This window comes from Vibrio sp. N418 (assembly GCF_000222565.1).
Classification (GTDB): Bacteria; Pseudomonadota; Gammaproteobacteria; order Enterobacterales; family Vibrionaceae; genus Vibrio; species Vibrio scophthalmi.
This window is the reverse complement of the sequence record NZ_AFWD01000040.1, coordinates 63,868-79,972: the sequence shown is the minus strand read 5'-3', so window position 1 is coordinate 79,972 and position 16,105 is coordinate 63,868. Positions and strand designations below refer to the sequence as shown.

Annotated in this window: 10 protein-coding genes; 1 reads left to right on the top strand and 9 read right to left on the bottom strand. The window is 45.4% G+C overall.

What is annotated here, in order from left to right; translation table 11 throughout:
- The first annotated feature begins 2 nt into the window (after positions 1-2).
- A complete protein-coding gene (gene arcA / locus RH86_RS07955; RefSeq protein WP_005593119.1) occupies positions 3-1,223 on the top strand; it encodes an arginine deiminase in 1,221 nt (406 codons plus the stop codon).
- A gap of 228 nt (positions 1,224-1,451) precedes the next feature.
- Here arcA and tldD read toward each other — a convergent pair whose 3' ends face one another.
- The 9 genes from tldD to RH86_RS07910 all read right to left on the bottom strand — a co-directional run bounded on the left by tldD (position 1,452) and on the right by RH86_RS07910 (position 16,105).
- The gene (gene tldD / locus RH86_RS07950; protein WP_009385839.1) at positions 1,452-2,897 is read right to left on the bottom strand and encodes a metalloprotease TldD; all 1,446 of its coding nucleotides are present in this window, start codon (positions 2,895-2,897) and stop codon (positions 1,452-1,454) included.
- Between the two features lie 9 nt (positions 2,898-2,906).
- Complete coding sequence (locus RH86_RS07945; RefSeq protein ID WP_009385838.1) at positions 2,907-3,725, bottom strand: carbon-nitrogen hydrolase family protein; 819 nt, start codon at positions 3,723-3,725, stop codon at positions 2,907-2,909.
- 29 nt (positions 3,726-3,754) lie between these two features.
- A complete protein-coding gene (locus RH86_RS07940; RefSeq protein WP_083823366.1) occupies positions 3,755-7,627 on the bottom strand; it encodes a YhdP family protein in 3,873 nt (1,290 codons plus the stop codon).
- A 10-nt stretch (positions 7,628-7,637) separates the two neighbouring features.
- On the bottom strand, positions 7,638-9,107 hold the full coding sequence (rng, locus tag RH86_RS07935) for a ribonuclease G (protein ID WP_005593115.1): 1,470 nt from the start codon (positions 9,105-9,107) through the stop codon (positions 7,638-7,640).
- Between the two features lie 19 nt (positions 9,108-9,126).
- Positions 9,127-9,687 (bottom strand): Maf family protein, encoded by a 561-nt coding sequence (locus tag RH86_RS07930; RefSeq protein WP_009385836.1) that lies wholly within the window; start codon positions 9,685-9,687, stop codon positions 9,127-9,129.
- Positions 9,688-9,689: 2 nt separating this feature from the next.
- Complete coding sequence (mreD, locus tag RH86_RS07925) at positions 9,690-10,178, bottom strand: rod shape-determining protein MreD (RefSeq protein ID WP_005593111.1); 489 nt, start codon at positions 10,176-10,178, stop codon at positions 9,690-9,692.
- Positions 10,168-11,055, bottom strand: coding sequence for a rod shape-determining protein MreC (mreC, locus tag RH86_RS07920; protein WP_005593109.1), 888 nt, complete (start codon positions 11,053-11,055; stop codon positions 10,168-10,170). The genes mreD and mreC overlap by 11 nt, the downstream gene beginning before the upstream one ends.
- A 59-nt stretch (positions 11,056-11,114) precedes the next feature.
- A complete protein-coding gene (locus RH86_RS07915; protein WP_005593107.1) occupies positions 11,115-12,158 on the bottom strand; it encodes a rod shape-determining protein in 1,044 nt (347 codons plus the stop codon).
- A 152-nt stretch (positions 12,159-12,310) separates the two neighbouring features.
- On the bottom strand, positions 12,311-16,105 hold the full coding sequence (locus RH86_RS07910) for a DUF6701 domain-containing protein (RefSeq protein ID WP_009385835.1): 3,795 nt from the start codon (positions 16,103-16,105) through the stop codon (positions 12,311-12,313).

The following is a 16,105-nucleotide window of genomic DNA, read 5'->3' as shown; positions in this document are numbered from 1 at the left end:
TAATGAGTAAGTTGTATGTAGGCTCAGAAGTTGGTCAATTAAAACGAGTGTTGCTCAATCGCCCCGAGCGTGCACTCTCTCACCTCACGCCATCGAACTGCCATGAATTGTTGTTTGATGATGTCTTAGCAGTAGAAGAAGCTGGGAAGGAACATGACGAGTTTGCCAATACATTGCGCAGACAAAATGTCGAAGTGTTGCTACTGCATGATCTGTTAGTCGAGACTCTTACCGTACCAGAAGCCCGAGATTGGCTGTTGACCACGCAGATCTCCGATTTTCGTTATGGGCCAATGTTTGCCCGCGACTTTCGTTGCTATCTAAGTGAAATGGATAACGAGCATCTCGCTTCAGTCTTATTAGGTGGTCTCGCCTATTCAGAGCTGCCGTTTAAATCAGCCTCCATTTTACCCAAGTTGCACCGCTCGCTCGATTTTGCGATTGAACCGTTACCTAACCATCTCTTCACTCGCGACACCTCATGTTGGATTTATGGTGGCGTATCACTCAATCCAATGATGATGCCAGCTCGCCAACGCGAAACCAATCACTTACGGGCCATTTATCACTGGCATCCTGTTTTCGCCGGGCAGGATTTTATTAAATATTTTGGTGATGAAGATCTTCATTACGATAATGCCAACATTGAAGGCGGTGACGTGCTAGTGATTGGTAAAGGCGCGGTATTAATTGGTATGTCAGAACGGACGACAGCACAAGGGGTTGAAAACCTAGCGGCGCAATTATTTAAACATAACCAAGCAAAACAAGTCATTGTGGTTGAACTGCCAAAAAGTCGCTCGTGCATGCACTTGGATACAGTAATGACTCATATGGATATCGACACGTTTTCCATGTACCCCGAAGTGATGCGTAAAGATCTCAATACTTGGGTGTTGACCCCTGAAGGTGACGGACAAGTGCATGTCGAATCGGCCCCCAACCTCATGAGTGCGATTGAAGATGCGCTGGGGCTAAATGCACTGAACATTATTACTACGGGTGGGGATAGCTATGAAGCTGAACGAGAACAGTGGAATGATGCCAATAATGTACTGACCGTGAAACCCGGTGTGGTAATTGGATATGAACGTAACGTTTATACCAATGAAAAATATGATAAAGCGGGTATTACTGTATTACCGATACCGGGCAATGAGCTCGGCCGTGGTCGCGGTGGCGCACGTTGTATGAGCTGCCCAATCGAACGTGAAGGGATTTGACAATAAAGAGCGGAAGCGAGAAGCGAGAAGCGAGAAGCGAGAAGCGAGAAGCGAGAAGCGAGAAGCGAGAAGCGAGAAGCGAGAAGCGAGAAGCGAGAAGCGAGAAGCGAGAAAAAGAATAGAGTGAAAAAAGGGCTAACGCAATGACGTTAGCCCTTTCAATTAATCAGTGTCAGAACCCAAGCGATCGTTTTTCAATTCTCGAAACGAAGCGTTCTGCTGTTCGTTTTATTCTGTACCGCCAACGGTGATTGAATCTAGCTTCAAGGTTGGTTGACCCACACCAACAGGGACACTTTGACCAGCTTTGCCACAGATACCAACACCGCGATCGATACTAAGATCATTACCCACCATCGAGACTTGCTGCATCGCTTCAAGACCAGAGCCAATTAAGGTTGCACCTTTCACTGGTCGAGTGATCTTACCATTTTCAATCAGGTAAGCTTCCGAGGTCGAGAAAACAAACTTACCAGATGTGATATCAACCTGACCACCACCAAAGTTTGGCGCGTATAGACCTTTCTTCACGGTTGATATGATCTCTTCAGGCGTATGTTGACCCGGTAGCATGTAAGTATTGGTCATACGTGGCATTGGTAAATGCGCGTAAGATTCGCGACGACCATTGCCCGTTGGGGCAACACCCATCAAACGAGCATTCAACTTATCTTGCATGTAACCTTTCAGCACACCATTTTCAATTAAGGTGTTGTACTGGCCCGCGACACCTTCATCATCGACATTCAATGAGCCACGCAGATCTTTTAACGTACCATCATCGACAATAGTGCACAGGTTTGATGTCACTTTCTCGCCAATACGACCACTAAAAACGGACGATTCTTTACGGTTAAAGTCACCTTCTAAACCATGACCCACCGCTTCGTGCAGTAGGACACCTGGCCAACCAGAACCCAATACTACTGGCATTGTACCAGCTGGTGCTGCATCCGCTTCGAGGTTAACCAATGCCATACGAATCGCTTCATCAGCGTATTGGTAGGCAACATTTTGACCTTCGATGCTCGTGAGGAAGTAGTCATAGTTGAATCGGCCACCACCACCTGAACTACCACGTTCACGGCGATCGCCTTTTTGCGCTAATACCGTGATCGACAAGCGCACTAATGGACGCACATCGCCAGCGTAAGTACCATCGGTTGCCGCCACCAGCATTTGCTCATGCAAACCGCTTAGGCTAATTGACACTTCTTCAATCAAGGGCTCTTTAGTGCGGATATAAGCGTCGAGCTCTTTCAGCAATGCAGTTTTCTTCTCTTTTTCCCAGCAGTTCAATGGGTTTACAGCTGCGTAATACGCCTGATTGTCAAAACGCTTAAAAGCTTGAACCTTGCCGTTTTGACCTTGTTGAGCAATACCGCGAGCAGCGATTGCACTCTGCTTTAAACCATCCAGTTGGATTTGGTCAGAGTAAGCGAAACCGGTTTTCTCACCCGTTACGGCGCGTACGCCCAAACCACAATCAATATTGAACGAACCATCTTTAATGATGCTATCTTCCAGCACCAAAGACTCATGCCAACTGGACTGAAAATAGATATCAGCGTAGTCAATTTGACGAGTGGCAATGCTCTCTAATGTATTAGCGATGTCTTGTTCGGTCAGACCGCCTGGCTTGAGTAGCGCATCTTCTACGTGATTAATTGTCATATTTCACTCTTAGTTTTTAATTTGATTAGTAAAGCGACTATGCGTCAACACCGGCATCGCCGCTCTAATCTCATGTACTGCTTGTAAATCCAGCTCAACCAATAAGTTACCTGGCATTTCATCTAAGCTGGCAAAAATTTCGCCCCATGGAGAGATCACCATTGAATGTCCCCATGTTTGTCGTCCGCCTTGATGGACTCCAGTCTGGTTAACCGCTACGACCCATGACTGGGTTTCAATTGCGCGTGCGGTGAGTAATGGTTGCCAATGGGGTCGTCCGGTTACAGCCGTAAAAGCCGCTGGTACCACAATGACGTTAGCACCACGCTTAGCCAATTCGCTAAATAACGGCGGGAAGCGCACATCATAGCAAATCGTCAGACCAAGGTGGGCAAAAGGTGTTTCGATAGTGACGATTTCACTGCCCGCTGCGAAAGTTTCTGATTCCCGATAGCGCTGATGACTGTCTGCAACATCAACATCAAACATATGCAGCTTATCGTAATGGCTCACCAGCTCACCATCACTATTAAACACCAGTAAAGTGGTCGACACGCCATGTTCGCGTTGAATCGGCAAACTGCCCATCACAATCCAAAGCCGATAACGACGAGCCATTTGAGCAATTTGAGCCTGAATTGGCCCTTGATTTAACGGCTCCGCAAAATAGTGATAGTCGCTACGAGAACCAAACACCACTGCGTTTTCAGGCGTAATAACCCAAGTAGCACCTTGCTCAGCTAAGGCAGCCACTTGTTGTTCAATGTAGGCCAGATTCGCTTGCGGATCTGGCCCTGAGGTCATTTGTATAAGTCCAACTCGATCCATGAGTTCTCCTTGCTATATCAGCGTCACTTTTACTTCACCGCATCGCGCAGTTTTTTCGGTAACTCAAACTCGCCTTTACTACGTGAAAGCTCTTTTACGACAGGTGCATCCAATGGCCCTTTAACTTCATAGTCCACCTGAGTAAACACCTCAACCACAGGGGCAATGACCGTCGTGATCGCTAACACATAGAGCGCCGTTTGTGGTGTGACAGCAAAAGCGGTCAGTACCGGAATGCCCGAGGTAATGTCAGGCACAAAATTCACTTCCGCATCAACAGTGCGATTATTTAAATTAGCGAGGCCTTTGATGGTCATCTCACCCGCAATCGCATCCATCTTGATGTTATTAGTGAGGAAAATACCGTTCTTAATCTCACCACTGCCAGTAATCGAGTTAAACGCCATCCCATCATCAAATACATCACTAAAATCGAGCTGCATTTTACGAATAATTGAATCTAAGCTAAACAAGCCCAATAATTTCGCCGCACCACTGACATCGGAAATCATGCCCTTACCCAGCTTTGAGTTTACCTCGCCAGATAGGGAGCTGACCTTCATTGACCATGGTGCACCATTCCACTCTAACTTGGCGGTAATATCATAAGGGGCTTTTTGAATCCCAGACGATATACCAAAACGCTCCATCACTTCACTGTTATTATCGCCAGCCACTGATAGATCAAATTGAGTATGACTTTGTTCGCCGTCCAATAACCACGAACCATGCATATCAACTTTACTGCTGCCACTTTCTAGCGACAGTTTTTTCCACTCCAAGCGATTACCTTGACGTTGCAGATCAAGATGAGCGGTACCCAACTTGTACCCTTGTACCCACAAATCATCGATCGCGAGCGTTATGTTAGGTACTTTCTGATGGAAGCTACGATCAAACGCCGAAATCAACGGGGAGCTTTGGTCTTCCGCTTCAAATAAGCGCTTACCTTTAAAACTCTCTTCTTCAAGCATAGGAATAAACACGTGCAAACGCTCAAGTTTTACTGAGAGATCATACGGTTCAATATAGCTTGCTTCTCCTTTCGCCTCTTGACTAGAAAGGTTCATGTGCCAACCAAGGTTTTTACGCTTTGCGTTAAACGCCACATCATTCCAATCAATTTCCGCCAACTTGAGTTCATCAACATTAAGATCAATTCGCTCAGGGCTCGGTATGGTGGGTGTGTTTAATTGTGCCAATACAGACTGATTTCTCGGTGCTGGTTGACTCAATGCCGCCAGCCACGCATCAAGATCAAATTGCGTCGCTCGTACTTGCAGATCGTGGCCTACTATCGGGCTGATTTTAAAACTGCCTTTTCCCAACACCATATTGCTCGCGGTCAATACGGGAGTTTGTGGACGAATATCAATTTCGGTTTGATATTTAAAATCAGGTAACTGCAAGCGCGCAGTAATCGATTCTTGGTTACCTGACGCTTGCAAGTGAGCCTTTCCTTGCTGACCGACTTGTCGATTAAGTGGATAAGGGTAAGTACTCGCTAACATCTGTAAATCGGCGCTGGCATCGACTTGATAAGTGAAGCCAACATCGTTGAGCTGTATATCGACATTGGTTTGCCAAGGCAAATGACCTGTGACAGGCGCTAGCCATTGCGCACCAACGTATGGCGCTAATGGTTTCACATCCCAATCGCCCAAGACATCAATACCGACACGGTAGCCGCTGCCTTCATTTTCACCATTAAAGTCAATCGAAACTGGTTGAGCTAGTAACTGAGCCGATAAGCCCGCCGCTTTTACCACATCATTATCGAATTCAATTCGTCCCGATACCGTTTCTAATTGCATTGGCGGCGTATCAATCGTGACGTGATTATTTTTAAGATCAGCATAACCCCAAGCGCGAGTATCATAATCAGAAAAAGGGACGATCAATTTGAATTCAGAGCTCACTAACCCATCAACCTGAATAGTCGTCAGTGCAGCGCCAACAGAGTCCACCAGCGGAGAGGCCATCATGTAATCGCGTACCGCATTACCTTGACCATTAGCCGATGCTTCAATTTCAATATGACCATTTTCAGCAAGATCAGGAATACGCCCCGTAATACGAGTCGCGCTTACGCCCATCAACTTGGCACTATGGGAATCAAGATGCATCGCTTCATTTTGAAACAACAAATCGAGTTGCAAATCGGTCACCGCAGGCCAACCAGTATCAAAACTGAATTTACCTTGCTCAACTTCCACCCAGACTTGGAACATACCGTCGTTTTTTTGGTAAGGAAACTCTGCTAGTTCGCCATACCAAAGCACCTTAGCGGTCTTAGCTTTACCACCTTGAATCGCGGTTGAGAGGTAATCGGTTAGCTCAGCACCTAACGCAGGTGCAGGCAGATATCGCCATGTTTCACCGGCATTAAATACATCTGCCTCTGCATACAATGATAGAAATGGACTTTTCCCTGTAGGAAAATCGAGTCTAAATGCGCCGAGTACTTGTAAATCAGGTGTGGCAGCCGTAATTTTATCCGCCCATAAACGCCAACCTTGTGGGCCAAGGTTTTGCCAAACCATATCAATTTCGGCTTGCTTGATTCTTAATGGTGCTTGGAATACATCGCCATAAGGGAGTTGGTCATCAATAACACTTAGCTTTGCGCGTGCCTGATGATAGTCACCACTCACATCTGCTTCGAGATGATTAATGCCAGGAACCAATTGCCATTGCTGGACCTTACCTTGCGCGAGTTTGGCTGAATACGTTAGTGACTCTAACTCTTTCCCCATCGCAACACGGATATCTTCAAGCTCTCCACCCAGTTTTAATTGCTCTAGAGTTTGCGTGAGAGAATCTGAATCCGGCGCCAACTTCACTAACGGGGCGATCGCAGCAATATCCAGTTGGGAAATATTTAAACGCCACTTATCCTCTTGCCAATTAAAGGCAACATCCAATTCAGGCCAAGAGTTATCATCGGTTCGCAGTTTTAGTGAGTGAGCATTTACTTGCCAACCCTCATCACTTGGTTCCAGAACAAAAACACCAGATTCGAACATCAATTCATGACGTCCACCTTCTTGCCAGACTAATTCTGATGGCAACACTTCCACATAAGCGCTCGTCGGCTTACTGCGATTAAGCGTTAGCCAACTATTTAAACTAACCTGACCTTTTTCAATCCCTGTTTCATGCTGTAGATACCCCGTTAACCATGGCGTGATCAGAACATTTTCGGCTGAAAGATAAAATTCACCAGTGACATCAACCAATGAACCGTGATCAACGAAGTTGCCTATCACATCCAGCGAGTTGAGCTGCGTCTCTGCAATCGTCACCTCACCTTCAACTGCGTGGTAACGGCCTTCATTTTTCCATTTAAGGTTTTCAATATCCAGTTGGCGCTCTTCACCATTCACCGACATAAACTGTACGGTCGAGTCTTTCAGTGCAAATTTATCTAACTGTCTCAGCAATAACTTATCGAGTTGTTCAATGACACTTTTCTGTTCGCCTTTTGGTGAAAGTTGTCGGCTTTGCTCCGTGTTTTCCCACTGAATAGCGCGAACATCTAAGTTGAGATCGTGGATATTAAGGTCAGCAATCACTGGCTCTAACTGGAACAGAGACTGGAATAGGTCGAATTCAACTTCAACCGTTTGCGCTGAAAAATCGATACCACTGCCTTCGGGCGTTTTAGCCCGAACATTCGACAGTGCAATAGAAGGGTGGGTATTGCGCCAAAAACCGCTGATTTCACCAATTTCGAAGTCCAGCCCGCTGCCTTGGTTTACCCAAGTCTGGATCTGTGTTTGAAAATGGTTTAACTGCGGTAAAGTAATTCGCAATGCGGTGACCGCAATGGCTAACGTTGCCAATACGGTCACACACATCCAAAGTAACGCTCGTGCTATACGGTTTACGGTTTTGCTCACAATCGTCCCGCTACATCATCACAACGTCAAATTGCTCTTGGATATAGAGCGGTTCTGCTTGAATTTTCACTTGTTTACCAATAAAGACTTCTAACTCAGCCAACGCGTGTGATTCTTCACCCTGCAGCGTTTCGGCTACCTTTGGTGAAGCGTAAACAACAAACTTATCAGCATCGTAGGCACGGTTTACACGCGTAATTTCACGCAGAATTTCGTAACAGACTGACTCGACTGTTTTAACGCTACCGCGACCTTCACAGGTTGGACAGGTTGAACACAATACATGTTCAATGCTTTCACGCGTTCTTTTACGCGTCATCTCAACCAAGCCTAAGTTGGTAAAACCATTGATGTTGGTTTTAACGCGATCTTTATTTAATGCGTTCTCCAAAGAAACCACCACTCGTTTGCGATGGTCTTCCGACAACATATCAATAAAATCGATAATGATGATGCCACCCAAATTACGTAAACGCAGTTGACGAGCAATCGCCTGAGTCGCCTCTACGTTGGTATTAAAAATGGTCTCTTCAAGATTACGACGGCCAACAAAAGCACCGGTATTAATATCAACCGTTGTCATCGCTTCCGTTTGATCAATGATCAAGTAACCACCCGATTTCAACTCTACCTTACGATCAAGTGAGCGCTGAATTTCATTCTCGGTATCGTACATATCAAAGATCGGCTTATCGCCTTCATACAGCTCTAACTTTTCCGTTAGCTCTGGCACATACTCTGAGGTGAATTCTTTTAGGTTTTCAAATTCCAGACGTGAATCGACAAGAATTTTAGTCAGTTCCGTGCCAACAAAATCACGTAAAATGCGCTGTGATAGGCCAAGTTCACCATACAAGGTTGCACGAGTTTTGTATTTACTACGACGCTCTTTGACCTTAGACCACAAACGCTTTAGAAAAGCGGCATCTTGTCCTAGCTCTTGTTCATCGGCACCTTCTGCTGCGGTACGGATAATAAAACCGCCATCTTCATCGCAGTAGTGTGCGACAACTTTTTTCAGGCGGTCACGCTCTTTCTCACTTTCAATGCGCTGGGATACGCCCACATGGCTTGCGCCTGGCATGAAGACTAAGTAGCGTGAAGGCAGGGTAATGTCAGTGGTCAGGCGAGCGCCTTTGGTTCCGAGCGGATCTTTAACCACTTGCACCACGATATCTTGGCCTTGACGAACCAACTCTGAAATATCGCGAACTTGGAATTGTTTCTTTTCGTTTTCCGCCACACATTCGGTATGAGGGACGATATCTGAGGCGTGCAAAAATGCCGCTTTATCTAAACCGATATCGACGAAAGCAGCTTGCATACCAGGCAAAACTCGACTGACTTTGCCTTTATAAATATTGCCGACAATACCGCGTTTGGCTTCTCGTTCGACATGAACTTCTTGTAGTACTCCACCTTCGATCATCGCTACGCGAGTCTCGCTTGGAGTCACGTTGATCAACAACTCTGCACTCATGAGCGCACCTCAATGTAAATTATAAAAATTTGTGCAAGAGCTGGTCCGTTTCAAACAATGGCAGGCCAACTACGGCGTGATAACTGCCTTCGATTCGAGTAACAAATCGTCCTCCCAATCCTTGGATCGCATAACTGCCCGCTTTATCGCATGGTTCGCCACTTTGCCAATATTGTTCAATTTCTAGTTCGGACAAAGGCTTAAACCATACATCAGTGGTCACGACGACCGTCTCTTGCTGCTGTTTGGTTGCTACCGTGACGGCCGTCATCACTTGATGTGCTCGTCCTGATAGCTGTAATAACATTTGTTTGGCATGCGCAAGATCAGACGGCTTCTCCAGCACACTCTGATCGCATACCACGATAGTATCTGACCCTATCACAACAGATTCTGCAGGAGCGCTTGCCACTCCTGCCATGGCTTTATCTAATGATAAGCGAGATACATACTGCTGCGCAGTTTCATTTGCTTGGCGCACCTCTTCTACATCGGTGCAAATCACTGAGAATGGATATCCCAACTGGGTGAGTAGCTCTTTACGACGCGGAGAACCTGACGCTAAAACTAAATGACTCATGCTTACCTCACATGCCAGCGGCGTCTAACACGACGCATTAATAGGAACATCCACGGCCACAAAATACAGTTAATCAAACCCGCCCACAGTGACATTGGATTAAAAGCGATATCTTGGATCAGGTATTCACCAAAAAAGATCATCACTTCTAACGCGATTGACAATAAACCAATCACCATCGCTTGCTGCCACAGCGCCATATTACGTATCACGAGGAAATTCAGTGCGACAATGTAGATCAGGATCGCCATCATCATGCCACGAATACCAAGGGTAGAACCCAGCAATAGATCCCAAAGCAAACCTAGAATTAATGCCGTCCCCACGTTAACACGATGCGGTAGCGCCAGCACCCAATAACAAGTCACCAGTAATAACCAAGAGGGACGCAATACATCCAATACACCCGGCCAAGGAATGGTTTGTAAGGTCAGCGCGATAATGAAGGAGGCAATGATCACCATCTTGCCTCTAAATAAACTACTCGCCATTCGCGCTTACCTCAGCCATGTTATTTGGATCCGCTTGTTGTACTTTTTCTTGGCGAGAATCACTTGGCCAAATCAGAAGCAAATAGCGCAGACGGTCAAAATCAACCACCGGATCGGCTTCAATCAGGGCAAACTCTCGATGGCTATCACGTTCAACATTGGCGATATACGCCACTGGGTATCCTTCAGGGTAAACGCCGCCAAGTCCTGACGTCACTAACAGATCACCTTGCTGAATATCGGTACTAATTGGAATGTGATCAAGATGGATGGTATCCACCTTGCTGTTACCAGAGGCGATCACGCGAATATCGTTGCGGATCACTTGTACCGGAATAGCACTATTAGAATCGGTGAGCAGCAACACACGGCTGTTGTGCGCAGAAACAAAGGTCACTTGACCAACGATGCCTTTTTCATTAGCCACCGGCTGACCAACATAAACACCATCAATTAGGCCTTTATCAATCACCACTTGATGACGATAAGGTGAGGTATCGACCGCCATTACTTCTGCAACCATCTTACGTTCATCACGGACGAATGATGAACCAAGCAGCTTGCGTAGACGTTGGTTTTCTTCTCGGTATTGATCTAGCAGCAATACATCGTTTTTAAGACGCAGCACTTCACGTTTTAAAGTACGGTTACTTTCCATCACGTCTTGACGAGCATTAAAGCGCTCATAGAGGCCATCAAACATAGTACGTGGTACATCCGCCATATACTGGATCGGAGCCACTATACTATTCAATAGATAGCGTACTTGAGCGAAAGCGCCTAAACGACTATCAGCCAGCATAAGGCTGGCTGATAAAATCACGGCGAAAAATAAGCGTAATTGAAGTGAAGGTCCTCGGCCAAAAATAGGCTTCATTGATTCTGAGTTCCTTTAATCTTTCTTATTTTGCCCAAGCCACGCTTGGGCATCAGCGATTATTCTTCGCTAAAGAGATCGCCACCATGCATGTCGATCATTTCTAATGCTTTACCGCCACCACGAGCCACACACGTTAGTGGGTCTTCTGCGATAACCACTGGAATACCCGTCTCTTCAGTCAAAAGGCGATCGATATCTTTCAGTAGCGCACCGCCGCCTGTCAATACCATACCGTTCTCTGAGATATCAGAAGCAAGCTCTGGTGGACATTGCTCTAGAGCAACCATCACCGCAGAAACGATACCAGTTAGCGGCTCTTGCAGCGCTTCTAAGATCTCGTTTGAGTTTAGACTAAAGCTACGTGGTACACCTTCTGCAAGGTTACGGCCGCGAACTTCGATCTCTTCGACTTCATCACCAGGGTAAGCTGAACCGATTTCATGTTTGATTTTTTCAGCAGTCGCTTCACCAATCAAGCTACCGTAGTTACGACGCACGTAGTTGATGATCGCTTCATCAAAACGGTCACCACCGATGCGTACAGAAGATGAGTAAACCACACCGTTTAGTGAGATAACCGCAACTTCAGTCGTACCACCACCGATATCGACCACCATCGAACCTGTTGGCTCAGAAACACGTAGGCCAGCACCAATCGCTGCCGCCATTGGCTCATCAATGAGGTAAACTTCGCGAGCACCTGCACCTAGCGCAGATTCACGAATCGCACGACGCTCAACTTGCGTTGAGCCACATGGCACACAAACCAGCACGCGAGGGCTTGGTTTTAAGACGCTGTTGTCATGCACTTGTTTGATAAAGTGCTGCAGCATTTTTTCAGTCACGTAGAAGTCGGCAATAACACCGTCTTTCATTGGACGAATCGCTGAAATATTACCAGGCGTACGGCCTAGCATCTGTTTTGCAGCATGACCGACGGCAGCAACACTTTTGCCTACGCGGTTACGGTCTTGTCGAATAGCAACGACTGAAGGTTCGTCAAGAACAATACCTTGTCCTTTAACATAAATAAGGGTGTTAGCTGTGCCTAAATCGATTGAAAGGTCATTCGAAAAAATGCCACGAAGTTTTTTGAACATATTCTTCGCTCGTCCTGAAAGAATTAGAAGATAAAAAATTGGTTTAAATGTACCAATGCCTTGCCATCACAGCAAGGCATTGTCTAATAAAGATGGAGTGAAACCCGCAATTTCTAACAGTTTCCTTACTTAACGCAGATTTTTGACAATCGCTAGAGGCCTATCAGGTCAGATTCACCACGGAAAATGATCTTATCGTTACCACGGAAGATCCCGAAAGTCGCCACCGTGGAAGGATCTTCATCCCCTAACCCACTCCAGTTATATTGAAGCCAAGGTTGTGCTGTACTGTTCATGCCACAAGTCACACCAGAACGAGATACTTGAGGAGAAGTATGCCCCGTCGCCACTGTATCATCCAATCGAAGCCAAAAACGTATTTGCTCACGAATAGAGTCATCATCGCTGTCGGCTTTGGCTGTTAATTTATCGAATTCACCATCAGTGACACTTGTCGAACTCGCTGCGCCACTCAACTGAGAGTCTGATGCTAAACCTTCACTCCACATTGTTTGCTTGCACACATAGCTTGCAGAAGAATTTAACTCAGAGCGGCTGTCATCAGTACTGAGTGTAAATTGTGAACCGTTCCAGTATTCCACTCGCAGTGGAACGGAAAGCTCTTTGCCTGACTGACCGCCGGAGCTACCAAGAGTCATACGACCAAAACGCAACGATGGCTGGTAAGAGAACGCCTGTTCGGCAACCGCATTATCGGCATCAAAAGAGGCTGGATCATGTGCTTCTACAATATTTAAGCCAAAATCAGTGCTGGTTGATAAGGGGTCAGTAGCAATATCAATATTAAATGGGCCATTTTCTTTACTAGTAATGGTTGAACCACTAACCGTACTAATCCGATTCACGCTTGCCGTATCATCATCAAGCACCCAGTAAGATGCTCCCGTATGCTTCTGCCAACTTCCTGCTGGTATATCAAGATCCAACTCATTGCCTACACGACTGTCTTGTTTTTCACTGAATGTCGCTTGAAGGTCGCTATTAAACAAATGATAGTTTTTGACTGGGTCGGTCTGTCCATAAGCAAATGCTGCGACCTTAATCGCAGCCGATTCAAACGGCTGGCTCAAATAGGTTATACCATTTTGATTCGCTGGAGCAGTCCAAGTCGACTCGCTAATAGCAAAATGACTCGGGTAGAAACGACCGATATTTTGCCGATCGTCAACGAGGCTCTCTCCCATATAAATTGCCGAGGTTTTAAATTCAATTGTACCTACTTCATCCCACCAATATTGTACTGTTAGCGGTGATGGACTCGCCGGAGAAAAAGCAGGAACCACTGACGGAGTAATAACACCTATTTCGCCCAGAGTCGGATAAGCAAGGTTATAACCAACCTCTATTGGGCCGTTATCTAGTGCATAGTTGCTCGTCACCGGATAAACACATTCATCTTGAGCAGCCCCCTTTGAATCTGGGTGAACAATAGGAATGAATGTAGCTAAAAATGGTCGACCTGCGGCCATAAAGCCAAAATCTTCCGTCGTTGTGGCTGGATTAAGATTGCTATTGTCATCACTTTCTTTAACATCACAAATCGCAATTTTGTAAGGGCGAGATTTCAATTCAAAATCGCCACTTAGCACGCCTTCTCCCCCCACTGGACAGTTATTCAAACCAGAACAGTCAAACTCATCGTCCTTTAAGGTAACAACAAATTGTCCACTTTCACTGATAATCAAAGGTGAGTTGGATTGACCATTACGGAATTGAGGCTCGTATGCTAATGTTCCTTTGCTCCCCCCAATCGAAGCACTTGGCGTTACCAACTCATAGCTAACCTTGGGCTTACCTTGATATTGGGTCGCAATTTGTGGCTTATTGTTCTTATCGCAGGTATACACACTGGCAGATATGGCAGTGGACTCGCCTGCAATGACACTAATGTCATCAATTGAGAACTCAAATGGGTAAAATTGGAAATTTCGATAAACGATATTACGTCGGTCCTGATTCATCTTCACTTTCAGTGTGTAATCAGAATTCAATTTCGTTTTATTTGGGTTGGAGGTGGATATTTCTAACTTTAATTTACCCACACCATTGGTTAAAAATTGCGTATCTGAGATTGCACTACCGATATTATCAATCACCGTCGCTTTCAAATACGGCGCATCGCCAACTTGTTGGTAATAAAGATCAACCGTGACGCCTTCCAATATAGGAACACCATCTTTTTTGGTGCTAATAGTGAATGTCGGCTTTTCATCACCACATAGCAAACCACTATCTCTTGGCGGAGTAACAATTAACTCATAGCGACCATCTGATACATAACACTGACTTGGTGGCTTGGCATCAATAATATGGTTATTACTCGTGATCAAAATTTGTTGTGCTGAAATAGAGCCTTCAAACTCAAAGCCATTACCTTGAATTGAAATCGCACTTGAAGAGTCTACATACCATAGCGCTCTCATGGTTAAGGAGTTTTTATTCGTTGCCAAATGGGAAGAATTGCCATGACCAATAAGAACTAAATCTTCATAGTCACCATGCGCATTCATGTTTACATTATTACCATCTACCTCAAACTTTTGGTAATGGATAAATACTTGCCCTTTTGTCTTTAGACTCGCGCTGTTCTCTAACTCGAGCTCTTCGATCCAATACTCACCATTAAGAAATGTTAATGTCGCATTATCGTCAATCTCTACTTCCGAATAACGCCCTGGAGTAATCACGCAGTTGCCTTTAGAGCAGGTGAATTTTTGCGAACCATGGCTAAATGATTGTAGGGCTGGAGGAAAATCAGGAAAGGTCAACGATGGATCAAGAATACACGCTTCCGTGTTCGTTCCATCATAGATACAACCACTATTTTTTCCCGAAAAATTAATAGATTGGTAAGACAAAGGGTCTAGATTCGGTAAATATATTTTTGTCTCGTTACCATTCGCACTAATGGTACCACCGAACGGTTTTCCTTGATGATAATTATTATTTTGCAAAGAACTTGGAAAGTACTCACAAAGGTCTATTTTAGGCGACCCATAGACAAAATAAGCTAGCTCTTCGGGAACAGGATGGCTGCGATTGGTATGATCTTCTTCCAAGGTCAAAGTAAAGTGATTATCAGCACTTAAATCACATGCACGAACCCATCCACCATCGCCACCATTGCGAGTTTGCTTCTTCGCTATAACACCATAGTCATGATAACTCTGTGGTAAATCAATCTTAGTATCTCTGCATGACTCAATTAAGCCTGCCAATCCATTTTTCTGGCTATAGGTTACGGGTGATTTCACAAACGAAAAATCAATGTTATCAGCGGTCACCCCAGTGAAACTTGGTGCCACTAAATAACCGACCTCTCTGGAGCGTTCTGGTAATGATGGTAATGCCTGACGGCCAAAATCTAGCGCAAAACGAAAACCACTATTGTCAGGTCGATGAATCGCCGCCGTTACCCAGAATGTTTTACTCGCGTCAGGCTGAACTTGTGCCAACACGACCGGATCACGCCCATCTAAGCTAATGCTATAAGAATGTGAATCCCAACTTTCTCCGCTCCTATTCCCTTGTCGCTGATACTGAGACGTCGTTAATCGCCCCACTTCCACCACTTTATTGGGTTGGTTAGGATCTGGCGCCCAAATACCCGGCTCAGCCACAACGTAATAAATCGGATCCATAATCTGTTTTTGAGTATTAAACACATTACGCTGTTTAATCTTAGCTTGAGTTAAAGAGACCGATTCAAGCGTGGCGATCGCAGGGCCCGCATTTGCGATATCATTCTTATCAATCGAAGACATAACAAATACCACCGGAACTTCTTTGTAAGACTTAGTAAAAACAATCGTACAAGAGGTGGTGTGACAATTTTTGCCATCAATGACACCAAACTCAAACTGAGCAAAAGCAGCATTAGCAATAAACCCAAGCATCACAACAAACAATCGCAATAATATTTTCAT